The sequence below is a fragment of the Haloarchaeobius amylolyticus genome (assembly GCF_026616195.1).
In the GTDB taxonomy this organism is placed as follows: domain Archaea; phylum Halobacteriota; class Halobacteria; order Halobacteriales; family Natrialbaceae; genus Haloarchaeobius; species Haloarchaeobius amylolyticus.
Map to the genome: position 1 here is coordinate 419639 of NZ_JANHDH010000001.1, position 24797 is coordinate 444435.

28 protein-coding genes are annotated in these 24797 nt (G+C 68.3%); 17 read left to right on the forward strand and 11 right to left on the reverse strand.

Annotated elements, in window-relative coordinates:
* Window positions 1–82 precede the first annotated feature (82 nt).
* The 4 genes from NOV86_RS02215 (at window position 83) to NOV86_RS02230 (ending at window position 4651) form a co-directional block, all read left to right on the forward strand.
* The gene (locus tag NOV86_RS02215; protein WP_267639593.1) at window positions 83–829 is read left to right on the forward strand and encodes a class I SAM-dependent methyltransferase; all 747 of its coding nucleotides are present in this window, start codon (window positions 83–85) and stop codon (window positions 827–829) included.
* A gap of 79 nt (window positions 830–908) precedes the next feature.
* Window positions 909–2621, forward strand: a complete 1713-nt coding sequence (locus NOV86_RS02220; RefSeq protein ID WP_267639594.1) for a TraB/GumN family protein — start codon at window positions 909–911, stop codon at window positions 2619–2621.
* Window position 2622: 1 nt separating this feature from the next.
* On the forward strand, window positions 2623–3234 hold the full coding sequence (locus tag NOV86_RS02225) for a zinc metalloprotease (protein WP_267639595.1): 612 nt from the start codon (window positions 2623–2625) through the stop codon (window positions 3232–3234).
* A 79-nt stretch (window positions 3235–3313) separates the two neighbouring features.
* Entirely contained in the window at window positions 3314–4651 is a 1338-nt protein-coding gene (locus tag NOV86_RS02230; RefSeq protein WP_267639596.1) for a hypothetical protein, read from the forward strand.
* Between the two features lie 45 nt (window positions 4652–4696).
* Here the strand turns inward: NOV86_RS02230 and NOV86_RS02235 are convergent, their stop codons facing one another.
* From NOV86_RS02235 to NOV86_RS02245, 3 genes are all read right to left on the reverse strand, one after another.
* Window positions 4697–4987, reverse strand: coding sequence for a DUF8036 family membrane protein (locus tag NOV86_RS02235; protein WP_438266701.1), 291 nt, complete (start codon window positions 4985–4987; stop codon window positions 4697–4699).
* Window positions 4988–4995: 8 nt separating this feature from the next.
* Window positions 4996–5271: a winged helix-turn-helix domain-containing protein gene (locus NOV86_RS02240; RefSeq protein WP_267639598.1), complete on the reverse strand. Its 276-nt coding sequence runs from the start codon at window positions 5269–5271 to the stop codon at window positions 4996–4998.
* Window positions 5272–5344: 73 nt separating this feature from the next.
* Window positions 5345–6853, reverse strand: a complete 1509-nt coding sequence (locus tag NOV86_RS02245; protein ID WP_267639599.1) for a molybdopterin-dependent oxidoreductase — start codon at window positions 6851–6853, stop codon at window positions 5345–5347.
* A 132-nt stretch (window positions 6854–6985) separates the two neighbouring features.
* Between NOV86_RS02245 and purM the strand changes: the two genes are divergently transcribed.
* Window positions 6986–7969 (forward strand): phosphoribosylformylglycinamidine cyclo-ligase, encoded by a 984-nt coding sequence (gene purM, locus NOV86_RS02250; RefSeq protein WP_267639600.1) that lies wholly within the window; start codon window positions 6986–6988, stop codon window positions 7967–7969.
* Between the two features lie 3 nt (window positions 7970–7972).
* Here the strand turns inward: purM and NOV86_RS02255 are convergent, their stop codons facing one another.
* The 4 genes from NOV86_RS02255 to NOV86_RS02270 form a co-directional block, all read right to left on the reverse strand.
* On the reverse strand, window positions 7973–8185 hold the full coding sequence (locus NOV86_RS02255; RefSeq protein ID WP_267639601.1) for a hypothetical protein: 213 nt from the start codon (window positions 8183–8185) through the stop codon (window positions 7973–7975).
* Window positions 8186–8293: 108 nt separating this feature from the next.
* On the reverse strand, window positions 8294–8488 hold the full coding sequence (locus tag NOV86_RS02260) for a hypothetical protein (RefSeq protein WP_267639602.1): 195 nt from the start codon (window positions 8486–8488) through the stop codon (window positions 8294–8296).
* Window positions 8489–8584: 96 nt separating this feature from the next.
* Window positions 8585–9133, reverse strand: coding sequence for a CBS domain-containing protein (locus NOV86_RS02265; protein ID WP_267639603.1), 549 nt, complete (start codon window positions 9131–9133; stop codon window positions 8585–8587).
* A 42-nt stretch (window positions 9134–9175) separates the two neighbouring features.
* Window positions 9176–9535 carry a DUF555 domain-containing protein gene (locus NOV86_RS02270; protein ID WP_267639604.1) on the reverse strand — a complete coding sequence of 120 codons (360 nt, stop codon included), beginning with the start codon at window positions 9533–9535 and terminating at the stop codon, window positions 9176–9178.
* Between the two features lie 297 nt (window positions 9536–9832).
* Between NOV86_RS02270 and NOV86_RS02275 the strand changes: the two genes are divergently transcribed.
* The 9 genes from NOV86_RS02275 to NOV86_RS02315 all read left to right on the forward strand — a co-directional run bounded on the left by NOV86_RS02275 (window position 9833) and on the right by NOV86_RS02315 (window position 20132).
* Window positions 9833–10006: a hypothetical protein gene (locus tag NOV86_RS02275; protein ID WP_267639605.1), complete on the forward strand. Its 174-nt coding sequence runs from the start codon at window positions 9833–9835 to the stop codon at window positions 10004–10006.
* Window positions 10007–10105: 99 nt separating this feature from the next.
* Window positions 10106–10834, forward strand: coding sequence for an archaeal proteasome endopeptidase complex subunit beta (psmB, locus tag NOV86_RS02280; protein WP_267639606.1), 729 nt, complete (start codon window positions 10106–10108; stop codon window positions 10832–10834).
* Window positions 10835–11034: 200 nt separating this feature from the next.
* Entirely contained in the window at window positions 11035–12867 is a 1833-nt protein-coding gene (locus NOV86_RS02285; RefSeq protein ID WP_267639607.1) for a hypothetical protein, read from the forward strand.
* Window positions 12868–13118: 251 nt separating this feature from the next.
* Window positions 13119–14909 carry a hypothetical protein gene (locus tag NOV86_RS02290; protein WP_267639608.1) on the forward strand — a complete coding sequence of 597 codons (1791 nt, stop codon included), beginning with the start codon at window positions 13119–13121 and terminating at the stop codon, window positions 14907–14909.
* Window positions 14910–15308: 399 nt separating this feature from the next.
* The gene (locus NOV86_RS02295) at window positions 15309–17111 is read left to right on the forward strand and encodes a hypothetical protein (protein ID WP_267639609.1); all 1803 of its coding nucleotides are present in this window, start codon (window positions 15309–15311) and stop codon (window positions 17109–17111) included.
* 79 nt (window positions 17112–17190) lie between these two features.
* Window positions 17191–18423 (forward strand): HD domain-containing protein, encoded by a 1233-nt coding sequence (locus NOV86_RS02300; RefSeq protein WP_267639610.1) that lies wholly within the window; start codon window positions 17191–17193, stop codon window positions 18421–18423.
* Entirely contained in the window at window positions 18420–19439 is a 1020-nt protein-coding gene (locus NOV86_RS02305; protein WP_267639611.1) for an amidohydrolase family protein, read from the forward strand. The genes NOV86_RS02300 and NOV86_RS02305 overlap by 4 nt, the downstream gene beginning before the upstream one ends.
* Window positions 19440–19489: 50 nt before the next feature.
* On the forward strand, window positions 19490–19930 hold the full coding sequence (locus NOV86_RS02310) for a universal stress protein (RefSeq protein ID WP_267639612.1): 441 nt from the start codon (window positions 19490–19492) through the stop codon (window positions 19928–19930).
* Window positions 19931–19991: 61 nt separating this feature from the next.
* The gene (locus NOV86_RS02315; protein WP_267639613.1) at window positions 19992–20132 is read left to right on the forward strand and encodes a hypothetical protein; all 141 of its coding nucleotides are present in this window, start codon (window positions 19992–19994) and stop codon (window positions 20130–20132) included.
* Between the two features lie 23 nt (window positions 20133–20155).
* On the opposite strand, the gene NOV86_RS02320 is transcribed toward NOV86_RS02315, so the two are convergent.
* On the reverse strand, window positions 20156–21097 hold the full coding sequence (locus NOV86_RS02320) for a biotin--[acetyl-CoA-carboxylase] ligase (RefSeq protein ID WP_267639614.1): 942 nt from the start codon (window positions 21095–21097) through the stop codon (window positions 20156–20158).
* A gap of 73 nt (window positions 21098–21170) precedes the next feature.
* Between NOV86_RS02320 and NOV86_RS02325 the strand changes: the two genes are divergently transcribed.
* Window positions 21171–21662: a hypothetical protein gene (locus NOV86_RS02325; protein WP_267639615.1), complete on the forward strand. Its 492-nt coding sequence runs from the start codon at window positions 21171–21173 to the stop codon at window positions 21660–21662.
* 26 nt (window positions 21663–21688) lie between these two features.
* Here NOV86_RS02325 and NOV86_RS02330 read toward each other — a convergent pair whose 3' ends face one another.
* Window positions 21689–22687, reverse strand: coding sequence for a tyrosine--tRNA ligase (locus NOV86_RS02330; RefSeq protein WP_267639616.1), 999 nt, complete (start codon window positions 22685–22687; stop codon window positions 21689–21691).
* Between the two features lie 151 nt (window positions 22688–22838).
* Window positions 22839–23039 (reverse strand): hypothetical protein, encoded by a 201-nt coding sequence (locus NOV86_RS02335; RefSeq protein WP_267639617.1) that lies wholly within the window; start codon window positions 23037–23039, stop codon window positions 22839–22841.
* Between the two features lie 230 nt (window positions 23040–23269).
* Here NOV86_RS02335 and NOV86_RS02340 point away from each other — a divergent pair, with 230 nt between their 5' ends.
* Both NOV86_RS02340 and NOV86_RS02345 read left to right on the forward strand, forming a co-directional pair.
* Window positions 23270–23692: a DoxX family protein gene (locus tag NOV86_RS02340; protein ID WP_267639618.1), complete on the forward strand. Its 423-nt coding sequence runs from the start codon at window positions 23270–23272 to the stop codon at window positions 23690–23692.
* Entirely contained in the window at window positions 23693–24280 is a 588-nt protein-coding gene (locus NOV86_RS02345) for a flavin reductase family protein (protein ID WP_267639619.1), read from the forward strand.
* Between the two features lie 21 nt (window positions 24281–24301).
* Here the strand turns inward: NOV86_RS02345 and NOV86_RS02350 are convergent, their stop codons facing one another.
* On the reverse strand, window positions 24302–24745 hold the full coding sequence (locus NOV86_RS02350) for an SRPBCC family protein (protein ID WP_267639620.1): 444 nt from the start codon (window positions 24743–24745) through the stop codon (window positions 24302–24304).
* Between the last annotated feature and the right edge of the window lie 52 nt (window positions 24746–24797).

Here is a 24797-nt window from a genome sequence, read left to right on the forward strand (position 1 = left end):
TCCCGCGGACGCGGAATAGGTTACCGGGTTCTGCCGGGACGAAGTATATCACCGGGGCGGCCGAGGCCCGACGTGGTTCCCCATGGACGACCACGACCCCGACACCACCGCCGACGAGACGCACGCGAGCTACGACCAGCACGCCGAACGCGCCGACGAGGACCACGACGACCTCTGGCGCACACCCTGGGGCGACAACCCGCTCCAGGAGCACTACGCCTGGCCGGCGACGACCGACCTCCTGCCCGACGTCGAGGGCGCTCGCGTCCTCGACGCCGGCTGTGGCGTCGGCGACCACGTCGAGTGGTTCACGGACCGCGGCGCGACCGTCGTCGGCGTCGACGTCAGCGAGGAGGCCGTCGCGGTCGCCCGCGAGCGCCAGGGCGACCGGGCGACGTTCCGACAGGCGGACCTCACCGAACCACTGGAATTCGCCGACGACGGCGTCTTCGACGTGGTCGTGAGCAACCTCGTCCTCGACCACATCGCCGACCTCGAGCCCGTCTTCGCCGAGTTCGAGCGCGTCCTCGCCGACGACGGGACGCTCGTCGTCACGATGATCCACCCGATGCAGTTCTACCTCGACGCCGCGGAGGTCACGTCGTACTACGACCGGACGCCGGTCGAACTCGGCTGGGAGGCCGGGACGGTCACGTCCTACCACCGACCCCTCGGCGACATCGTGACCGCGCTGACCGGCGCGGACCTGCACCTCGACGTGCTGGCCGAGCCGGAACCGGACCCCGGGTACGCCGAGCACGCGGCCGAGAGCTGGGCGGTCCTCGACCGGCCGCAGATCTGCTGTCTGCGAGCCGTTCCTGTCCGGTGACACGACGCCAGACCGGGCGAACGGCCTTATCCACTTTCCTCCGACAACCGTTTACGGTGTGAGAAAGAAGCGACGTGCAATGAGCGAATCTGCCGACTCGCCGGCGCCGGACCCGCTGGGCCCGCCGGGTGACGGCGACGGGTCCGTCACGGTGCTCGGGACGGCCCACGTCTCCGAGAAGTCAGTCGAGGAGGTCCGCGACACCATCGCGGCCGAGCGGCCCGACGTGGTCGCGGTCGAACTCGACGAGGGCCGGTACAACCAGCTCCGCGGCGAGACCCCCGAGGACATCGAGCCCCGGGACCTGCTGAAGGGCAACACCGTCTTCCAGTTCATCGCGTACTGGATGCTCTCGTACGTCCAGACCCGCCTCGGCGAGCGCTTCGACATCCAGCCGGGCGCGGACATGCTCGCGGCGGTCGAGGCCGCCGAGGAGCACGACCTCGGCGTCGCGCTGGTCGACCGCGACATCCAGGTGACCATCCAGCGTTTCTGGCGGCGGATGTCCACGAAGGAGAAGGTCCAGATGATGGCGGGTCTCATCTTCGGCGTCGCCGACGCGCTCGTCGTCGGCGTCACCATCGGCCTGATGCTCGGGTTCTTCCTCGGCCCGCTGTTCGGGCTGGCCTCCGGGCCCCTGTTCGGCATCGAGGCGGCGACCATGCAGGGAATCGCGGGTGGCGGCCTCGTCGGCCTCGCCGCGGGCTACCTCCTCTGGGAGTTCGGCCTGCGCAGCCTCACCGACGACCAGGCCATCGCACTGGGTGCGGCCGGGGCGGTCACCGTCGGCGGCGCGGTCGCCCTCTCGGGCGTCCTGAACCCCCTCGTGGGGAACGTGCTGGGGACCGGCCTCGGCCTCTCCCTCGTGGGCGGCCTCGTCGGCGGCGTGGTCGCCGGCGTCGGCGTCGGTGGCCTGCTCGGGCTCGTCATGCTCGGGCTCGGCTACGACGCCGCCCCCGAGGAGGACTACGAGGAGTTCGACATCGAGCGCATGACCGACGCCGACGTGGTGACGGCGATGATGGAGGAGTTCCGCCAGTTCTCCCCCGGCGGCGCACAGGCGCTCATCGACGAGCGCGACGCCTACATCGCCCACAAACTGGTCGAGCTGCGCGAGCAGGGCTACTCCGTCGTCGCGGTCGTCGGTGCGGGCCACCGTGCCGGCATCGAGAGCTACCTCGAGAACCCCGGGTCGCTCCCGCCGCTCGAGTCCATCTCCGGCACCGACCGCTCGCGACGGTTCTCGTTCTTCAAGGCGTTCGCGTACACGCTGGCGCTCGGCTACGTCGCGTTCTTCTTCCTGCTCATCATGGCGGGCGTGGGCAACCTCTTCCTGCTGAAACTGTTCGCGGCGTGGTTCCTGTTCAACGGCGTCATCGCGTTCACGCTGGCGAAACTGGCCGGGGCGCGCTGGACCTCGGCCGCGGTCGGCGGCGCCATCGCGTGGCTGACGAGCCTGAACCCGCTGCTCGCCCCCGGCTGGTTCGCCGGCTACATGGAGTTGCGCCACGACCCGGTCAACGTGGGCGACATCAACACGCTCAACCAGATCCTCTCCGACGAGGAGAGCCCCCTGCTGGACGTGGTCCGCCGGATGTTCGAGGTCCCGCTGTTCCGGCTCATCATGGTGGTCGCGGCGACCAACATCGGCAGCACCATCGCCAGCGTGCTCTTCCCGGTCGCGGTGCTGCCCTGGCTCGCCCAGGGTCGCATCGAGAACGTCGAACAGCTCATGGACCTGCTGCTGCGCGGGGCCCAGAACAGCGTCGACATCATCACGGGGGTGCTCTGAGATGGTCCAGTTCCGCTTCGCCGACGGCGAGTTGAAGGACCTCGGTATCGCGTGGATCGCGCTGTCGGTCGCGTTCGGTATCCTCATCATCGGCCCGAGCGCCATCACCCGAATCGACCCGGCCGCCGCGCTCGACCTGCTGCTGTTCGCGGCGGTCACGGCCGGCATCGGCTTCCTGCTGCACGAACTCGCGCACAAGTTCACCGCGATGCACTTCGGCTACCCGGCGGAGTTCCGCGCCGACTACAACATGCTGCTGCTCGCGGTGTTCAGCGCGATGGTCGGCTTCCTGTTCGCCGCGCCCGGCGCGGTCTACCACCCGCGGACCAGCGAGAAGGAGAGCGGCCTCATCGCCCTCGCGGGGCCACTCACGAACGTCGCGCTCGTCATCGTGTTCTTCCCGCTGCTCGCGTTCGGGGGCGTGCTCGGCCGAATCGGCGCCTTCGGGGTCTTCATCAACGCCTTCCTCGCCGGCTTCAACATGATCCCCTACGGCCCCCTCGACGGCCGGAAGGTGCTGCGCTGGAGCAAGCCCACGTTCGCCCTGACGTTCCTGCTCTGTGGCGGGCTCGGCTTCGCGGCCTTCTTCGGCTTCTTTCCCACGCCGTTCTGACAGGTCGGTGCCTCCCTCGTATTGAGGTTTCTCCCGGGTGAGTAGTCAGTATTTCTACTCTCGGCCCCTCTTGTCTCCCATGAGTGTCAGTAGACGTACCGTGCTACAGGGGGGTGGCCTCGCGGCGGTGCTCTCGCTGGCCGGCTGCCTCGAAGGGTTCGCCTTCGGGGGCGGCAGCGGCAGCCCAAAGATGTCGGGTCCGACGACCAACTTCGTGTACGACCACAGCGACCTGCTCGAGGGGAACCTCTCCTTCTTCATGCAACTCGATGGGTCGGCGCTGGGGACCACCCGCGTCCCGAGCGACACCGACGAGCGCATCGAGGACTCGGTCGACGCGGTCGGCTCGGTCGACGAGCTGCTGGCCGTCGGCTACGTGAAGTCAGGCTCGAAGCAGCAGGCGGGTGGGACCCTGCTCGCCCGCGGCTCGGTCGACTCGGGGGCGGTCGCGACCGACCTCGTCCGGAAGGGCCTGCGTGATGCGGGCGACCACGCCGGCTACGACGTCTACCGGGCGGACGTGACCGGCGGCATCGACGTGGCGACCGCGGTCGCGGGGGATGCCATCGTCTACGGGGTCGGCTCGCCGGCGGTCCCGGCGGTCGACGCGGTGACGACGATGATCGACGCCGGCCGCGGGAAGGCGGGTCGCCAGCTCGACCAGAGCAAGCGCGCGAAGGCGCTGGTCGACCGCTACGCCTCGCGGGAGACGCCGCCGACGGGCTACTTCGTCGTCGAACTCGACGACAAGGCGGTCGACGACATGTTCCCGTCGCTCGACGACGGCGTCCGGGACCTGTTCCGGGGCGCCAGCGCCGCCGGGTTCGCCTTCGACGTGAGCGGCGGTGGGACCACCGTCGAGGCGCTGTTCCTCTACGACACGCCGAACGGGGTCGCCGCGGGCACGGCTGCCGCGGAGGCGCTGCTCGGCCGCATGGCCGGTGACGACCCGAACCTGCCGGCGCCGCTGGTCGGCGCGTGGAACGCGAAGGCGTCGAGCAGCGACTCGGCCGTCGCGGTCACCTTCGGCACCGAGACGGCGTCGCTGTGGTCGCTCGTGACCGGGCCCTTCCTCGGTCTGGCGGCCCGCCTGACCGACATCGACACCTCGGCGGCCCCGAACGTCGGGTTCTCGTACCGCTACCGGGACGACGCCCGGGTGACCATCACCCACGAGGCCGGTGACGCCTTCCAGGACGTGAAGGTCGTCTACACCAGTTTCGGCGAGCGCGTGACCGAGGACTGGAAGAAGAAGGGTGACGTGGTCATGGGCGACAAGTACACCACGAAGAACGGGGTCAGTTTCGACGAACCGCTGCAGATCATCTGGTACGGCGGGAACGTCCCCATCATCATCGGCCAGTACGACCCGACGGCGGACGACGACGAGGAGGAAGAGACGGACGAGTCGGCCTGAGACGGCCGGTTCCGGTCCGCGGCAACCCGGCCCGGACCGACCCGCTTATTTCAGCGTGACCCAGGTCAGGAACACCAGCGCGACGAGTTGCAGCCCCCGGAGGACCGCGACGGACTGCTGGACGGCGGCCGATTCGCCGTAGAACATCTGCATGCTGAAGAAGAAGTACAGCGCGGTGGCGTTCTCCAGCAGCAGGACCACCGCGAACGCGATGAGCCCGAGCGTCAGCGACGTCCTGAACGTCCGGTAGTTCTTGACCCAGACCGCCGTCAGCACTGCCAGCAGTACAACGTTGATAGCCGCGAACGCGCTCGCGATCGCGAGTGTCTGTCCCATTGCCATAGTCAGTCCATGTGTTGGATTATCTCCTCGAACGTCTCCCGGTGGTGTTCGAACTGGTCGGTGAGGAAGTACAGCGCGCCGTAGTCGTCGCCGCCCTTCTCCACGACGTTGTGGTCGAGCAGCATGTCGAGGTGGTGTCGGACCGTGTTGTAGTCCACCTCGATGTGCTCGGAGAGCTGGTTGGCGTTGCGCGGTCGCTCCGAGAGCGCCCGGATGATCCGGACGCGGTTCGTGCCGCCGCGCGTGCCCACCAGCAGGTACCACAGCGCCTTCTCCATCGATTCCTGTCTGTCCCGTGCACGACCTGCCTACTTAGTGACACCGTTCCGCGCCACCTGCCCGACACCCGGGTCACCCACTCACCGTCTTGCGCACCCACCCTGTCGCGCCGCTGGGGTACGACTGCGAGTACTCCTCGGGCTGGACCGCCCCGGTCCCGTCGACGGCACGGACGACGACCTCCGTCTCGCCCCCGGGCGTGAACCGGTGGCGCCACATGCGCCAGACGTCCTCGCCCGGCAGGGGCTCGGACAGCTCGGCGTCGGTCCAGGTGTCGCCGCCGTCGGTCGAGACCTCGACGCGGTCGACCCCGCGGGTGCCGGCGTAGGCGTGGCCCGCGACCTCGACGGCGCCGTCCGCGAGTTCGTTCGTGGCGTGGAGCTTCGCGACCGTCTCGACCGGGCCGGTCCCGTGCCAGCCGCGCTTCTCCCAGTAGCCGTCGACCGCCTCGTCGAGGAACTCGAGTTCGGTGATCCACTTCACGTTCACCTCGCCCCAGTGGCCCGGGACGAGCAGCCTGACGGGGCGGCCGTGCTGCTTCGGGAGCCCCATCCCGTTCATCCCGTACGCGAGGAAGCCCTCCTTCAGGGCGGCGTATGGGAACTGGACGAAGTAGCCGTCGGCGGCGCGGGCCATCACGCAGCCGCAGTCGCTGGAGACGCCGGCCTCCTCGATGAGGGCCGCGATGGGGATGCCGGTCCAGAGCGCGTTGTCCATCTTGTGGCCGTTCAGGCTCTCGCCGACACAGCGCAGGGTGACGAAGCGGTGCTCCGGTTCGCGACCCGTGAGTTCGTCGTAGTCGAGCGTCACCTCCTGGTCGACTTCGCCGGTCACGGTGAGGGTCCATTTATCGGGGTCGGGCGAGGGGTCGAACGAGTTGATGTCCGTCTCGTAGAACTCGCCGATGGGCGTGACGAGGCCGCCGAGGCCGGCCACGTCGAACGACTGCGCCGCGGCGTCGTTCAGTAGCTCGTCGGTGTCCGACTTCGTGGCGAGTTCCTCGGTGGCCTCACCGGTCTTCGGGGCGCTACCGCCGATGGCGGACCCGAGGCCGGCGTAGGCCGCCGTCCCGAGGAAGACACCGACGAGCCGCCGGCGCGCCGGGTCGGCCCGGGCGTCGGGGTGCGTGGAATCGCCGGCGGCGGTCCCGGAGAGGCCGAGGGTACCGGCGGCGAGGACGATGCCGGCCGAGAGGCCGGCGGCGACCGCGGGGCCGAGTGCGCCGGTCGTGCCGGCGAGGAGGGCCGCGACGATGGTACCCGTGGCGACGGGCGCCAGCAGGGGCTGGGCGAGGCGGCGCGAGAGGGCGAGCGCCAGCAGGGACGGAACTGCGAGGCCGGCCACCGCGATGGCGATGGCCAGTCCGATGTGCAGGACGTGGCCGGCCGAGCCGAGGTACTGGATGGCGTACCTGACGACGACGTCCGGCGTCGCGTTCACCACCGCGGCGTCTATCGGGGCGACCACGAACGACTGGCGCGACCAGCCGGCGAGGGCGTACGAGCCCACGACGGCGGCCACGCCGGCCAGCGCCGCGAGGACGAGGTCGGGTCGGCTCGGTATCGGTGTTCGGTCTCGCATCTCCACTGGATGGGAGGCAGGGGGTGTAGAAAGGGATTTTTCGAACTGTCACCAGAATCCTTCTAGAATTCGTCGGGGCGACCCCGGCCGGACACCGGTGGGCTTTTGCGCGTTCACGTGGCGCGAACTCGTATGACCGAGGACGAGGACGAACTCACCTACGCCGACGCCGGCGTGGACATCGAGGAGAGCGAGGCGGCGACGGCGGCGCTACTGAACGCGGTCGGGAACGTCGTCGACACCGAGTACGCGGGCCTGCTGGACATCGGCGACCAGTACCTCGGCCTGGCGACCGACGGGGTCGGGACGAAACTGCTCGTCGCGGAGGCGCTTGGCGACTACTCCACCGTGGGCATCGACTGCATGGCGATGAACGCGAACGACCTCGTCGCGGCCGGGGTCAAGCCGGTCGCGTTCGTGGACTACCTCGCGGTGGACGAGCCGACCGAGGAGTTCGCCGAGCAGGTCGGCGAGGGCCTCGCCGAGGCCGCCGACCGCGCCGACGTGGCGCTCCTTGGCGGCGAGACGGCGGTCATGCCCGAGGTCGTCTCCGGGCTGGACCTCGCGGGCACCTGCGCCGGGCTCGCGACGAAGGAGGCCGTCTTCGACGGCGAGGCACAGGTCGGCGACAGGCTCGTCGCGTGGCCCTCCTCGGGCATCCACTCGAACGGGCTCACCCTCGCGCGCAAGGCAGTCCAGCGCGAGTACGACTACGACGACCCCTTCCCGCCCGCCGAGGACGACCGCACCATCGGCGAGGAGCTCCTGGAACCGACCCGCATCTACACCGACCTGCTCGAACCCATGCACGAACACGGCGTCCACGCGGCCGCCCACGTCACCGGCGGTGGCTGGACGAACCTCCTCCGGATGGGCGAGTTCGAGTACGACATCACCGAGCCCTTCGGCGCGCCGGCCATCTTCGGCCTCGTGCAGGACCTCGGGAACGTCTCGCCCGAGGAGATGTACCGCACCTTCAACATGGGCACCGGCTTCGTCGCGGCGGTCCCCGCCGAGGAGGCCGAGGCGCTGGCCGACGCCACCGAGGACGGGAAGGTCATCGGCGAGGTCACCGAGGGCGCGAGCGTCGAGGTCCGCGGCCTCTCGCTGGACTGACGGTCAGTTCGAGTCGGCCGGATACACCCGTTTCAGGTACGTCATCACCGCCCCACCCCCGACGACCAGTGCGGCGCCCAGCCCGAACAGGGGCAACACGGCCCCGATGACCGGGACGGTCAGTTCTCCCCGTACGACGAGGGCGTACAGCAGCAGGAACGCCCCGGCGATGATGGTGATACCGGCCGCGTCGCGGACGCGATTCTCCGAGACCATACCAGTTTATTGCCATTGGAAATACAAAGTGTTTGGTCCCGCACCGGAACTGCTCGCGCCGTGGGTCGGTCGGTCACCGGAACCGTCCCAGAAACAGCACAGACCGGCCTACATCACCGATTCGGCGTAGAAGCGCACCAGCCGACACTCCGGACAGACGTGCGCGACGACGGGATTCCCCTCCATGCTCAGGGCCCCGAACAGGCCGCCGCCGGCCTCGACGCGGATGTCCTCGGACCCCTCGCTGGTCCCGTAGTCGGTCTCGACGAGTCCCACGTCGCAGTCCGGACAGTAGTGTGTCATGGGAGACGTTGGCGCGCGACGGATAAAAACCTCTCAGCGGAAACGCACCCCGCACGCGGCCGCGAACCGCCCGAGAGCGGTGCGATGCTTGCAGGGTCAGGACAGGTGCGTGGCGATGTCGGCCTCGGTGATGATGCCGACCATCTCGCCCTCCTCCTTGACGATGACCGCGTCGTGGAGTTCGAGCAGGTTGTCGATGCTGTCGAGGGTGGCGTCGCGACCGACCGTGCTGTAGCTCTCGTTCATGACCTCGGCGACGGGCAGCTCCTCGATGTCGCGGTCCTCGCGGTGGAGCCGGATGTCGCTGTTCGAGATGAGACCGACGGGGGTGCCGCGCTCGTCCACGACGGGCAGCTGGGAGTAGCCCTGCTCGCCCATGATGTCGATGGCGCGCCCGACGCTGTCGTCCATCCGGACGAACTCCAGTTCCTCGTGCATCACGTCCTCGGCGCGCTTGATCTCGCCCTCGGCCTCGTTGAGTGCCTCGACGATGCGCCGCAGCGTCGAGAGTCGCGGGTCCACGTCACCACCCTCGATGCGGGCGATGAGCGGCTGTGAGACCTCGGCGGCGTCGGCGAGTTCGCTCTGGGTGAGGTCGAGCCCCTTGCGACGTTCGCGGAGGTCTGTCGGGGTGGGAAGCTCCATACAACCCGATAACCCCCGGTTATAAAATAAGCTTTCGGGGTCCTACGCGTCCTCGTCCTCTTCGCGCTCGATGGTCTCGACGACCTTCAGGGGGACGTCCCGGAGCGCGCCGCCGACCTCGCTCTTGGCGATGCGCTGGGCGTGTTCCTCGCTGTCGGCGTTGAAGACCTCCATCTCGAGCACGAGGCCGACGAGCGCGGTATCGGCAGCGATGTAGGCGGAGTCGAAGTCCTCGCCACAGGCCGGACAGCCCGTGAGCCCGACGTTCACCTCGACGTAGTCCTTCCCCTCGTTGTTGAGGCGCTTGCCGGCCTCGCTCACCGCGACGCCGATGGCGTCGTCGATGTTGTCCACGTCTCGCACCAACCAGGCGGCTTCCATCGCAACCAGATAATTGCTCATACCGCGACCATTGGGCCGCAGCAAGGCTTGCTTTGTGGTTCGTCCTGCCCCGCCGACGCGAGCGACCGCCGACCGTCCCGTCGCGCAAGCCGAGCGTATTATTCTCATAAGTTACGGGAATCCCGGCCATGCCTGAGCGATGAGAGACCGAAATCCCGCCGAGATTCGCACCTCCAGTTGGATAGAAGCAAAGTCGAATTGAATCGCACGACTGCGTCGGGGTGCGTCCGCATCGCACGGCGCTGTCTGGCAGGAACAGTTATATACTGGCTGGTCACTGGCTTCAGGCGAAGGCAGATGATCGACCGGGCCACCCAAGCCGCCCTGTTCGCACTGTACCAGACCAGCATCGCACTCGGCATCGTGCTGATGCCGCTTGCACTCGCGATGCGTCGCTTCGGCGTGTCGCTGCCGGTGCACCGGCTCGTCGAGCGGTTCGGCGGTGCCTACGAGGAGACCGCTGCGAACTGAGCACGACACACGACCACCGATTCTCTCGGACCCACGGAGCGAGCCGCCGCCATCGGCAACGCCGCCCTTTTATACCGGGGCGCGTGTTAGTGCCGACCAATGCGAACGCCACGCGCGGACGACCCACAGATTCCGGACGCACTCTCGCTCGAACCGGTCGACCCCTACACGCCACAGGTGGGGTCGCTCCCGGAGACCGAGGTCGAGGAGGCGGACCTCGAGAACGTCTCGAAGACCGGGACGACCACGGTCGGCATCACCACCGAGGAGGGCGTCGTCATCGCCACCGACATGCGCGCCTCCCTCGGCGGCATCTTCGTCTCGAACAAGGACGTCCAGAAGGTCGAACAGGTCCACCCGACCGCGGCGCTCACCCTCGTCGGCAGCGTCGGCGGCGCCCAGTCGTTCATCCGCTCCCTGCGCGCCGAGGCCAACCTCTACGAGGCCCGTCGCGGCGAGGAGATGTCCATGCAGGCCCTCTCGACGCTCGCGGGCAACTTCGCCCGCGGCGGCCCCTTCTTCGCCATCAACCCCATCCTCGGCGGCGTCGACGACGACGGGCACCACGTCTACTCCATCGACCCCGCCGGCGGCGTCATGCGCGACGACTACACCGTCACCGGCTCCGGCATGATGGTCGCCCACGGCCTGCTCGAACAGGAGTACGAGGACGACCTCTCGAACGAGGAGGCCAAGACCGTCGCGGCGCGCGCGGTCCGCTCGGCCGCCGAGCGCGACACCGGCTCCGGCAACGGCGTCTTCCTCGCCGAGGTGACCGGTGAGGGCGTCGACATCCGCGGGCACAAGGACTTCGACGAGGTCTGCTGACGGGACGTACCTGCGGACCGGCCGGCTCGGCTGCAAGGGGCCCCATACCACGATATAACGGATAGTTCAGCCGGTCGGTCCTATCGGTCCTGCGTGCCTACCGTTCGGTAACCTGTGCTTCTCCCCGGTCGAAGTTGCCCATAGGTAACCCCTGGTCTCGCGTACAGTGAATATCACCCTCAGATGGGGGTGGGGAACGTATGACGAAACAACACAACCCACGGGTCACTCGCCGGCAGGTGCTGGCAGGACTCGGAACAATCGGTGTCGCGAGCGCTGGTGCCGGGCTCGGCACGACCGCGTTCTACAGCGACAGAGAATCGCTCGAAGGCTGGCTCGAGGCCGGTCGCGTCGACCTCATCCTCGACTACCGCACCACGTACAAACCGTGGGAACGCTACGACCTGCACGACGTCCCGATGGACGCCCGTCCGGCGGTCGTGGCCGGTACCGGCGGGATGACCTACGAGATCGGCGCCGCCCCGGCGGTGCGTGACGAGAACGGCGAGGCCATCAGCCACGAGGACTGGGGCGACATCCAGACGTCGCTCCCCGTCTGTACGCTCCCGGTCCCGACCGACCTCACGGACGACCGGAACCCGGACGTCCTCGGCGGCCTCACCGTCGAGAACGACCCCGAGAACCAGTACCTGCCCGGCTACGTCGACGGGCAGGACAACGGCGAGAACGGCCCGGTGATGTTCGTCGACCTCGACGACATCAAGCCCTACGACGAGGGGGAGACGACGTTCAGTCTCCACCTCTGTGGCAACCCGTCGTTCATCACCGCCTCGCTGGCGGACATGCTCGACCTCGAGGACTCGGACGAGACCGAGAACCCGATCGAACCGGAGGTCGAGGCAGGCGAACCCGAGGCCGGAGACCGAACCGATGAGGAGATGGCCGTCTGGGACGGTGGCGAACTCGCCGACTACATGTACGTGATCATCTCCGTCGACCAGGACTGCGACAACCTGACCGCGAACAACATCCTGACCGAGTCCGACGTGGACGACATCCGCAGCGAACTCGAGATCGACGGGGACTTCGACGTCCTCCGGAACAACGTCCTCTACGCGGGGTCGCTCGCCGGCTGGAAGCAGCTCCTCGCCGAGGGCGTGGCCCTGCCACCCTCGGGCGCCGGTGCTGCCGGCAGCCCGACGATGGAGAACGGCGTGGACCAGGGACAGATATCAATCACCGAGGAGGATGACGGCTGTCACCGCCTCGGCAAAATCGAGTGGGACGACGACGGCGGCGAGTACGACGTCGAGGAGGACGATGACAACGACGCGAAGCTGACCGACGCCGCCGGTGCAGTCGGCGACCAGTTCGTCATCACCGCCAACGACGACTCCGGCGCGTTCGTCTCCCTGGAGGTCACCGCCGTCGACGACACGGACGACCCGAAGGAGACCACGTTCGAGATACTCGGTGGGAACGTCGGTATCTGTGGCGCGGTCGTAAAGGGCGGCGGTGGTCCGAACACCGACTTCGAGACCCTCCCCGAGGACCAGGACGACGACCAGTTCCAGGTCTTCGAGTACGAGTGCCTCGAGACCGGCGACGAGTTCACCGTCGACTCCAGCGACATCATCGTCGGGAACGACCAGCAGTCGGCGATCTCGAACGTCCAGCTGTTCTACTGTGAACTGTTCGACGACGAGTTCGACCCGGACCCGGAGGGCGAACCGGGCGACTGTTTCGCACCCGGTGCCCACTGCTACGTCTTGGAGTGGTACCTCCCGTGCAAGGAGAACGACCCGGACCGCTTGGGCTTCACCGACCTGCCCGTCTACGGTGCCATCGACCAGAGCGGCGCCCTGATCGTGGAGCAGGACGACGACACCGACGGTCAGGAGGGTGCGAGCCGCCTGAGCTTCAACGACGAACTCCGCCAGCGCGGCTTCGTCGACGACGAGGGCGCGACCATCGACGTGAACGTCACGCAGACCGACTCGTGCCACATGACCATCGAGTTCGAGGCGGTCCAGTGCCGCCACAACACCGGCGGAGAACTGGCCACCCAGTAAACCGACCGGTTGCCCCGACCGAACACCTTCTTTCCTGTTTCCGTGTCTCGAAGCCGTACCCACAGGCCGACAGGCCAGGGTTCGAAACCGGCCGACAGCAGCGTGGCAGAGGGAGTGGTTACCGCGTGGTAATCGCCCGTTCGGCGACTCCTAGTATCAGATAAGGTTCACTTCTGTCCCGCAAAGCGACTCATAGGTAACCCCCTGTTCCGCCAACACGTGGACGACACCCAGTGGGGGTGCGACGACACATGAGTTCGAAACTATCACGCAGACAGGTTCTGGCTGGCCTGGGCACCATCGGGGTGGCCAGCGCCGGTGCCGGACTGGGAACGACCGCCTTCTACAGCGACAGGGAGTCGCTGGAGGGCTGGCTGGAGGCCGGCCGGGTCGACCTCGTCCTAGACTACCGCTCGACCTACGTTCCCTGGGAACGCTACGACCTCCACGACGTGGCGCCGGAGGACCGGCCACCGATCGTGCCCGGGACCGACGAGATGGTCTACGAGATCGCGGCCGCCCCGGCGGTCCGGAACGCCGACGGCTCGCCCGTCGACTTCGAGACGTGGGGGAGTCTCAACACCGACGTCATCGACCCCTGTTCGCTCCGCGACCCGACCAACCTCGCGAGCGAGGAGAACGACCTCGACCTCGGCGACTTCAGCGTCGTCGGGCCCGAGGGCAACTACCTGCCCGGGTACGTCGACGGCCACGAGGACGCCATGTTCATCGACCTCGTCGACCTGAAGCCCCACGACCGCGGGGAGACCACGTTCTCGTTCCACCTCTGTGGCAACCCCTCGTTCATCAGCGTCGAGCTGGTCGAGGAGATGGTCGACGGACGACCGACCACCGGCAGCGAGGAGGACTACCGCGAGGGCATCGACGAGCCCACCGAACCCGAGGTCGAGGCCGGGGAGGACCCCGAGGACGAGACCTTCGACGGTGGCGAACTCTGTGACTACCTCTACGTGGTCGTCTCGCCGGACCCGGACTGCGACAACATCAGCAACGCCGAACTGTTCACCGAGTCCGACCCCGACACCGAGGTCGCACCCGTCTACGCAGGCTCGATGTCCGGCTGGATCGAGATCATCCGGAACGCGCCCGACGGGCGCCTCCGGCTCCCGCCCGTCACCGGCAGTGCGAACGACGGGGACTGTTTCGAGCCGGGCGTCCACTGCTACGTCATGGAGTGGTACCTGCCCTGCATCCAGACCGAACCGGAGGACTCGCCGCTCTACGGCTTCGACGACCTCCCGCTGGTCAACAACCCGCTGGCAGAAGGGAGCTTCACCCAAGAACTGCTCGCCCGCGGGTACGGAGACGGCGACGACGGCGTCCTCTCGGCCAACATCACGCAGTCCGACACCTGCCACGTCGGCATGACGTTCACCGCCGAGCAGTGCCGCCACAACACCGAGCCGCAGTTCGAGTTCGAGGGCTGCCCGGACTGCGAGGAAGGCCAGTTCGCGGTCTTCCAGAACGGGCAACAGCTGGGCTGCATCGACGCCGTCCAGACCGACCAGACCATCGCGGAGTTCTACGGTCTCCAGAACTTCGTCGCCACCGGCGACATCGAGTCCCGCCTCGACTCCGACGTGAGCAAGATCATGCTCGTCGACGCGGCCGACGGCCTCGCGTTCGTCGTGGTCAACGACGAGAACAACGGGACCGGCGGCGCGGCCTCGATGGAGTTCGTCGGCTTCACGCCGGCCCAGAACCTGCTCGTTGAGGACGACGACGCCTCGACCAGCGACGACTACACCGTCACCGGCGGCGTCCTCGAGGCTGCCGACTGGCAGTGGGCGAACGCGAAGACCGACGGTATGGCGGTCGGGCCGATGCCGGGGAGCTTCTCCATCGCGGTGACGGCGAGCTTCAACGGCGACGCCGACCAGCCGCCGCTCGACCCCGGTGTCATCAGCAAGTGGGTCGCCCATAGCGACGACGGCAGCGAGATCGAACTCGACATGTCCGGCGTCGACAACACGGTCGTCATCACGACGCCCGACAACTGCGTGGACCAGATCGCGTTCTGATCCGACGACGAACGTGTGGTACCGCTGACTGTGCGGCGACCGGCACGCCTGGTGCGGTCCGGGCCTCGTGCTCGGAATCTCTTCTGGGTCGGTCCTGTCGGACACACCGACGAGTGACGAGCTACCTGTGCCTGAACCGGTATCGACCCCCGATACCCCAATCCGTATCGAGCCCTGCCCTCCGACCGGCATCACGGTGTCTCGGACTGTCCCCGATTACCGGGTATGGCGCACATACCCTGGGTCAGGGGAGCCTGAACGTCCGGTAGGAGAGCCCTGCCTTCGTTCGGTTCTCGGCTAACCAGCGGTTGCATTCCCCGAAGCGCCTCATAAGGAAATGGGTCCCAGTCCTCGTCTCAACCAACACCTGGCGACCCAGGTGATCATCAACCAACAACCATGGCAAACAAGATCTCACGCCGGCAGGTGCTGGCAGGACTCGGAACAATCGGCGTCGCGAGTGCGGGTGCGGGTCTCGGCACGACCGCGTTCTACAGCGACCGCGAATCGCTCGAGGGCTGGTACGAGGCCGGCCGCGTCGACCTCATCCTCGACTACCGCTCGACGTACAAGCCCTGGGAGCGCTACGACCTCCAGAACGTCCCGATGGACCTGCGTCCAGCGGTCGTGGCCGACACCGATGGCATGACCTACGAGGTCGCAGCCGCGCCCGCGGTACGTGACGAGAACGGCGAGGCCATCAGCCACGAGGACTGGGGCGCCATCCAGACGTCGCTCGACGTGTGTGCACTGCCGGTCCCGACCGACCTCGCAGACCAGCGCAACCCGGACGTCCTCGGTGGGCTCTCCGTCCTGAATGACCCCGACAACGACTACCTCCCGGGCTACGTCGACGGCGCGTCCGCGATGTTCGTGGACCTCGACGACATCAAGCCCTACGACGAGGGCGAGACGACCTTCAGTTTCCACCTCTGTGGCAACCCGTCGTTCATCTACGCGGAGCTCATGGACGAGGACGCCGACGGTCTCCCGCTCCCGCGCTCGGGTGAGGACTACCGCGATGGCGTCGTCGACCCGACCGAACCCGAGGTCGCGGCCGGCGACGACACCGCCGAGGTCGGCGAACTGTGCGACTACATGTACGTGGTCGTCTCGACCGACCCCGACTGTGACAATCTCTCCACGCCGGGCAGCGACGACGACATCCTCAACCCCTTCGGCGAGGAGGGCGAGGCCGGCAACGTCCTCTACGCCGGGTCGATGACCGGCTGGCTCGAACAGTTCGGTCCCGACTTCTCGGGCCGCGTCCGCCTCCCGCCGGTCGTCAAGGAAGACGGCTCCGGCGTCGCGGGCGACCCCGACGTGGACGCCGCCTGTTTCGAACCGGGCGTCCACTGCTACGTGATGAACTGGTACCTCCCGTGCAAGGAGTTCGACGCCGAGCGGCTCGGCTTCACCGACCTCCCCGTCAAGGGCGTCCTCGTGAACGGCGAGCCGCTCTCGGGCGGCGAGGACGGCATGGAGGGCGTGACCTTCAACGACGAACTGCGCGCCCGCGGTTACCAGGACGAGGTGGACGGCCTCGACGTCACGAAGGACGTGAACGTCACCCAGACCGACACCTGCCACGTGGGTCTTCGCTTCACCGCCGAGCAGTGCCGCCACAACACCGGCAGCGACGTCGAGGTGGAGTTCACGACCGTCCCCGGTGAGGGCTGGGCGAAGCTCGAGGAGAACTTCAACAGCGACGGCTCCAAGAGCGCCGAGGGACACGCCCGGCACGGGAACACCCCGCAGGACCAGCTCGCGCTCCGGACGACCGGTGACGCCGTCGTCGACGGCTTCGTCGGGCACACCTACACCGGCGACTTCGAGCCGTTCTCGTTCGAGTACGACGACGCGACCGGGATGTACACCTTCACCGTCGGTGGTGACAGCGTGAGTGGTGCCATCGCACCCGCGTTCGCCGGCGGGCGCATCGCCATCCAGACGAAGGCCGACGAGGCGGAGGTGTCGGTCCAGAACGTCGCGCTCGAGCTGGACGGCGTCGCACAGACGCTCTCGGGTCCGACCACCGTCTCCTCCAGCAACGCTGGCGACGGGAGAGACCTCGACTACCTGCTCATCAACACCACCCCGGCCGACCTGACGAACGGCTTCACGGTCTCCGGTGAGGTCAAGGTCGTCGACAACGGCGCCCCGAACCAGGAGTCGTTCGGCTTCGACGTGGTCGTCGAGTGAGCGAGACACGGTAGCGACGACGCGAGGGCGGCCTCCCTCGCCCGGTTCCTTTTATACGAACGCGCCGAATCACCCGGTAATGAAGACCATCAAGGACAGCGTTCACGACCACATCGAGGTCGACGGTGTGGCCCGGGCGCTGCTGGATACGCCGGAGGTGCAGCGACTCCGGCACATCACACAGCTCGGCACCGCCTCGCTGGTCTACCCGTCGGCGAACCACACACGGTTCGAACACTCCCTCGGCGTGTACCACAACGCCTGCGAGGCCCTCGACCACCTCGGCATCGAGGGGGAGAACGCGGAGAAGGTCCGGGCCGCCGCCATCCTCCACGACGTGGGCCACGGCCCGTTCTCGCACAACCTCGAACCGCTGACCCACCGGCGCACCGGCAAGTACCACGACGACGTCCACGAACTGTTCGAGCGTGGGACCATCGGCGAGGTGCTGCGCGAGCACGACATCGCTCCCCACGAGGTCGCCGACCTCGTCGCCGGCGACGGGCAGTACGGCCAGATCGTCTCGGGCGAACTCGACGTCGACCGGATGGACTACCTCGTCCGCGACGCCCACCACACGGGCGTCCCGTACGGGACCATCGACCACGCGCGCCTGCTCCGCGAACTCACCTTCGACGACGACGGCGAACTCGTCCTCGACGAGGGGAACGTCCAGACCGCCGAGAGCCTGCTCGTGGCACGGGCGCTGATGACCCCGACGGTGTACGGTCACCACGTCGCCCGCATCTCGAAGGCGATGCTCCGGCAGGCCGGCGAGCGCCTGCTGGACACGACCGAGACCAGCGCCGGGGAACTCCGCCGGATGGACGACCACGACCTGCTCTCCACGCTGCGGAACACGGAGACGACGGCGGAACTCGCTCGCCGGTTCGACCACCGCGACCTGTTCAAGCGCGCGGTGTGGGCCGAGTACGACGACGTGCCCGACCACCTGCTCGCGGCCGAGCACGAGGACATCCGCGGCTGGGAGCTCGAGATCGCCGACGAGGCCGGCGTCGACGTCGGCGAGGTCATCCTCGACGTGCCCGGCGACCCGTCGATGCAGGAGTCCTCGACGCGGGTGCTGGTCAACGGTGAGGCCCGCCGCCTCGACGAGCAGTCGCCGCTGGTGCAGGCGCTGCAGTCCGCCCAGCAGGCCCAGTGGCGCCTGGGTGTGTACGCACCGGCGGAGGCGACCGACCAGGTGCGCAGTGCGGTGGTCCGGACCCTCGACATCGAGGAGAGCGCGCTCGTCTCGGAGGTCGGTGCGGGCCTGCACGCGACGCTCGACCAGTTCGCGGAGGGAGCATGATACTGGAAGGCACCATCCTCGCCGGCAGCGACTTCGAGCCGGTCGAGGGCCGCGTCGTCGTCGAGGACGGCGAGATACAGGCGGTCGAGGAGGCGCCGGTCGAGAGCGACGACATCGTCCTGCCGGCGTTCGTCAACGCCCACACGCACATCGGCGACTCCATCGCGAAGGAGGCCGGTGGCGGCCTCTCGCTCGAAGAACTCGTCGCGCCCCCGGACGGGCTCAAGCACCGGCTGCTCCGCCAGACGAGCTACGAGGAGAAGGTGGCGGCGATGCGCCGGTCGCTCCAGTTCATGTACTCGGGCGGGACCGCGACCTGCGTCGAGTTCCGTGAGGGCGGCGTCGAGGGTGTCCGGGCCATCCGCGAGGCGGCGGACGGCCTCGCCATCGACCCGGTCGTACTGGGCCGGGAGACCATCGACGCGATGCGGCTGGACGAGGCCGACGGCTTCGGGGCCTCGGGGGCGAACGACGCCGAGTTCGGCGAGGAGCGCCGGGCGACCGCCGAGGCCGGCAAGTTGTTCGGTATCCACGCCGGCGAGGCCGACCCCTCGGACATCGACCCCGCGATGGACCTCGACCCGGACTTCCTCGTCCACATGTGCCACCCCGAGCCGCGTCACCTCGCCCGCGTGGCCGAAGAGGAGACCCCCATCGCGGTCTGCCCGCGCTCGAACCTCGTCACGGACGTGGGGCTCCCACCCATCCGCGAGTGGCTCGACCGCACCACGGTCGCGCTCGGCACGGACAACGTGATGCTCAACTCGCCGTCGATGTTCCGCGAGATGGAGTTCACGGCGAAACTGTGCGACGTGACCGCGACCGAGGTCCTGCGCATGGCGACGCTCTCCGGTGCGGAACTGGCGGGGTTGAACTACGGCTGCATCGAACCGGGCCGCGAGGCGAAACTGCTCGTCCTCGACGGCGACTCGGACAACCTCGCCGGCGTCAGGGACCCGGTCCGGGCGGTGGTCAGGCGGGCGGGAACGAGCGACGTGTCCGAAGTCGTGGGCTGAACCGGGGATACAACTAAAGCCTCCGGCTCGCGTACGTGGTAGCATACCGCATGTACGACCGAATCCTCGTCCCGACCGACGGCTCACAGGGCGTCGAACGCGCCATCCAGCACGCGGTCGACCTGGCGGTCGCCCACGGCGCGACGCTGCACGCAGTCTACGTCCTGAACTCGGCGAGTTACGGTGGCGTCCCCATCGAGACCTCGTGGGAGGGACTACACGACATGCTCGAGCAGGAGGGCGAACACGCCATCGAGCGCGTGCAGACACTCGCCGACCCCGCGGACGTGCCCGTCGTCGGGACGATACTCGAGGGTTCGCCGAGCAAGGAGGTCGTCCGCTACGCCGAGGAGAACGACTGCGACCTCGTCGTCATGGGCACCCACGGCCGCGGCGGCATCGACCGGCTCCTGCTCGGGAGCGTCGCCGAGCGCGTCGTCCGGTCGTCGTCGGTCCCCGTGTTGACGGTGCAGGTCGGCGAGGAGGCGTGACGCGTTGGCCGAGTGATAGCTCGCCGCAAGGCCCATACTATCCCACGCCGAGGCTAGACCAATGATGGACCTCGGCGACAAGCTTGTCGCGCTGGCCGCCATCGGTTTCATCAACGCGATGTTCGCGCTGGTCCTCCCGTGGATGGCGATGTTCTCCGCCATCGCGTCGCTCCCGCTGGCGGCGGCCATCGTCTTCCGCTAGCCCACGTCCCGGCGAGGGACCCGTCAGTCCTCGCCGACGGGGCGCAGGTGCTCGCAGTCGCCGGCACTGACGCGGGTCGTCCCGTCGTCCGTCTCGACGAGCAACGCGCCCGGGAAGGCCACGTCGACCGCGTCGCCGATTATCTCCTCACCCGGCGTCTCGACCCGGACGCGCTGTCCGAGCGTGAGCGAGGCGTCGCGCCACGCCGGCAGGACCGCGTCGGTGTCCTCAACGAGGTCGTGGAACTCCTCCAGCACGCGCTGGAGGAAGGTCCGGCGGTCAACGTCGCCGACCAGCTCCCGGACCGTCGTCGCGGTCTCCGGGAGGTCGGCGGCGTCGATGTTGACGTTGACGCCGATGCCGACGACGACCCAGGAGACGCGGTCGGCCTCGCCCTCCATCTCGGTGAGGATGCCGGCGAGTTTCTGCTGGTTCCCGCCCACCTCGACAAGGACGTCGTTCGGCCACTTGATGCCGGCCTCGACGCCGGCTTCACGTGCAGCCCTGGTGACCGCGACCGCGGCCGCCAGCGTGAGGATCGGGACCTGTGCAGGGGGAATCTCGGGGCGAAGCACGACCGACGCCCAGACGCCGCCGCTGGGGGCGTTCCACTCGCGGTCCAGCCGGCCGCGGCCGCCGGTCTGTTCGTCGGCGACGACCACCACGTCGGCGGCGCCCTCGCCGGCGAGTTCGCGGGCGCGCCGGTTCGTCGAGTCGATGCTCTCGTGGTACTCGACCTCGTAGGGCGCGTCCAGCCCGTACTCGATGGCCATGCCGCCGTAGTCGGGCACCCCGGCGAGCCGGTAGCCGTCGTCGCCGCTCTCGACCGTGAACCCCGCCTCCCGGAGCGCCTCGACCTGCTTCCAGACCGCGGCGCGGGAGACGTCGAGCGCGTCCGCCAGGGCCGGCCCGGAGATGGGGCCGTCGGCGAGCGCGTCGAGCACCGCGCGTCTCGTCTCGTTCATGCGCCCGCCTACGCCGGGTACCGTCTTGAAACCGTCCGAAGGAGTCTCGGTCCGCACCCGCCTACCACCGGGTGTGAGCGAACGCTCGAGCGACCAGTTCCTCCGGGTCGGGGCGCTGGTCGGGACCATCGGCTGGACCGTGACGCAGGTCGCCGCGTGGCTCGGCGCCGGCGCGCTGCCGGTGCTGGTACTCTGGGTCGGCCTGCTCGGGGCGATGACCGTCGTGGGGCTCGCCCGGACCCCGCCGACCGTCCGGTTCTCGACGCCCTTGCTGGTCTGGGGCGCGACGAACGGGACGGCGACCGTGTGGACCGTCGCGGCGGTCCTCGGCGCGCCGGTACCAGCCACAGCCCTGGCGGGCTGGCTGCCGTGGCTCGGGTCGTTCACGGTCGCGTACGCGGCGACGGCGTGGTTCGTCCCCGCTGCACGCCTCGTCTACGGCGCGGCGAGCCTGTCTGCGGCGGGGCTGGCGGTCGCGCTGCTGGCGCTTCCGGCCCTCGCGCCCGTGACGTACCTGCTGGTCGGGGCGGTCCACGTGGTGCCACTGGTCGTCGCGACGCGGTGAGAAGCGAAAACGAGAACGAGGCCGGCTCAGTTCGCGCGGAACTCGCGGAGCTTCTCGCGGCCGTCGGCGACGAGGTCGTCGAGGTACTCCGCGAGCGTGTTCTTGGCGTCCTGCGGGTGGAGTTCGCCCGATTCGAGGTCCGCCTCGAGGCTCTCGTAGTCGTCGTAGACGAGGTCGCCGCCGTACTTCTCGGGGCGCTCGACCGTGACGGACTCGAAGCGCGGGAAGACGTGGTACTGGTACAGTTCGAGCACCGGATTGTGGCGCTCGTTGCCCTCGTCGTCGGGCTCGGGGTCGGCCGTCGGCGGGCAGAACGCGGAGGTGACCTTCTCCTTGAGGTCCTCGGAGGAGTCCTCCATCGAGATGGTGACGCCCTTCGAGGAGGACATCTTGCCGATGCCGGTCGTCAGGTCGGCGAGGATGGGCGTGTGCAGGCACGGCCGGGAGTCGTAGTCCAGCGTCGGCATCTCCTCGCGGTGGAGCATGTGCACCTTGCGCTGGTCGAGCCCGCCGATGGCGAGGTCGAGGTCGAGGTACTCGATGTCCAGCGCCTGCATGAGGGGGTAGACGACGTGGCTGACCTTCGCGGTCTCGCCGGACTGGAGCTCGGCCATCGCGCGCTGGGCGCGGTTCAGGCTCGTCGAGAGCTCGAGTTCGTGCAGGTCGAGCACGTAGTCCTCGTCGAGCTGGAACTCGCTCCCGTAGACGAACTCCGTCTGGGCCTCGTCGAGCCCGTACGCGAGGAACTGCGCGCGCATCTGCTCGGCGGTGTCGCGGATCTCCTCGAACGTCCCCTTCCCGTTGAGGTAGGCGTGTACGTCCGCGAGCAGGATGACGACCTCGAACCCGGCGTCCTGGAGGTCGATGAGCTTGTTCGCGGTGAGGAGGTGGCCGACGTGGAGCACGCCGGAGGGCTCGTAGCCGACGTAGACCCGCTTCCCTGTAGGGTCCTCGGCCAGTTCGCGAACCTCCTCCTCCGTGATGACCTCCTCGGTGTTCCGAGTGATCAACTCGTAGGTGTCCATACGGGGAGAGATTCGCCGCGAGGGTTTGAAGGTTTTCTACCTGTGCTAGTGTGTCAGACGGGAGCAGGGCGGCTCAGACCGGCGGACGGCAGCCCACGATGGATGCCGACAGCTCGGGTGGCGACTCCCGTCACGACGGGAGTCGGCAGTGTCAGAACGGCTTGAGGACGTCCTCCACCCCGTCGCGGACCGCACCGGCGATGTGGCCGCTGGCGGCGCCGAAGCCGGCCCCGATGCCAGAGCCGACCGGGCCGAGCGGGCTGCCGATGGTGGCGCCGATCTCGGCACCCTTCTTCGCGCCCTCTTTGGCGTGCGAGTCCTTGCGCATGCAGGGAGGCTTGAGTGGGTTCATCGTCTCGGTTCGCGGCTACGGTCGCGGTGTATAAAGTTCCTGACCCCGGACAGGTTCCCGTGACATCGATGTTATCAGGTTGGGTTCGGTGCCATCTGGTTGCATTAGTGTCGCCTGAATTATAAGTCGGTTCGTTCTCGTACTAGGTAACGCGATGAAACCACACTGGACTTCGACCGACGACAGCACCGCTGCACCGACCACCGGCCTCGACACGGAGGTGGCCTGAGATGGCGCTCGAACTCACCGGCTCCGCAGGGCTCGTGTTGCTCGCCGCCCGCGTCCTCGTCGGCGGCGTGCTCGCCTTTATGGGGCTGAACCACTTCATGAACACCGAAGACATGGCTGGCTACGCAGCGATGAAGGGCGTCCCGGCACCCGAGCTCGCGGTCACGTTCTCGGGCGGGATGCTCGTCCTCGGCGGGTTGAGCATCGTCCTCGGCGCCTACGCCGCCATCGGGGCGGGCGCCATCGTGGTGTTCCTGCTGGTGACCACCCCGATGATGCACGACTTCTGGACGATGGAGGACCCCGAACAGCAACAGAACGAGATGACCGCGTTCCTGAAGAACGTCGTGATGCTCGGCGCGGCACTCGGGTTCCTGGTGCTCGCCGGAACCGACTGGCCCTACGCGGTCGGGGTGGGCCTCTAGATGGAGATCGACCCCGCCGAGGTGGAGGGCTCGCTCTACCGCACCCTCTCCGGGTCGGTCGTCCCGCGGCCGATCGCATGGGTCAGCACGACGAGTGAGGACGGCGTCGACAACCTCGCGCCGTTCTCGTTCTTCACCGTCGCGGCCATCGACCCACCCATACTGGTGTTCGCGCCGGTCGACGGCCCGGACGGCCTGAAGGACACCCCGCGGAACGTCCGCGACACCGGGGAACTCGTGGTCAACATCGTGACCGCCGACACCGTCGAACAGATGAACCAGACGGCGGCGACTCTTCCCCAGGAGGAGAGCGAGTTCGACCACTCGGGTGCGACCCGCGCCGACTCGACGCGGGTGACGCCCCCGCGGGTCGCGGAGTCGCCCATCGCCTTCGAGTGCGACCTGTACGACCTGCAGGACGTGGGCGGTTCGAGCCTCATCCTGGCCGAGGTCGTCTACGTGCACGTCGACGACGCCGTCACGACCGACGGGAAGGTCGACGTGGAGAAACTCGACGCGGTCGGCCGTCTCGCCGGGTCGTGGTACGCGAGCACCGGGGACCGGTTCTCGCTCGAACGGCCACCGTAGCGACCAGCGATTCGAGGGTCCTCACTCCGTCTCGTTGCGCTCGCCCGGTTCCTCGAGCAGGATGCGCGCGATGTTCGACAGCGCCCGCTGGCACACCGGGACGTAGCCGGCCGCGAGCAGTGGTACCTCGAAGACGACCCGGCACTGCTCCTCGCCGAGGTACTCCGCCCGGTGGCCGGTCGCCGGGATGCCCGCCACGTCCCAGGTCCAGCGCTCGCCGTCGGCGAACGTCACCGCGAAGGAGACCCACGGCCCGCCGAGGACCCGGACCTTCCCCTCGTCCCCGGCCGAGATGAACCGGTCCGGAGCCTCTACGTCGGTGACCGTCGGCCCCCAGTCGGGCCAGCGCCACGTGTCTGTGAGCAGTTCCCACGCGAGCATCCGGTCGACGGGGAGGTCCCGCGAGACCTCTATCCGGCGCCCGTCGGGGGTGCGTGCGAGCCGGACCTGTGGCCGTGATTGCATGTGGTACACCATGGCATACTGTCGCATAAGGGTACCGTCGGGTGCCCACCGA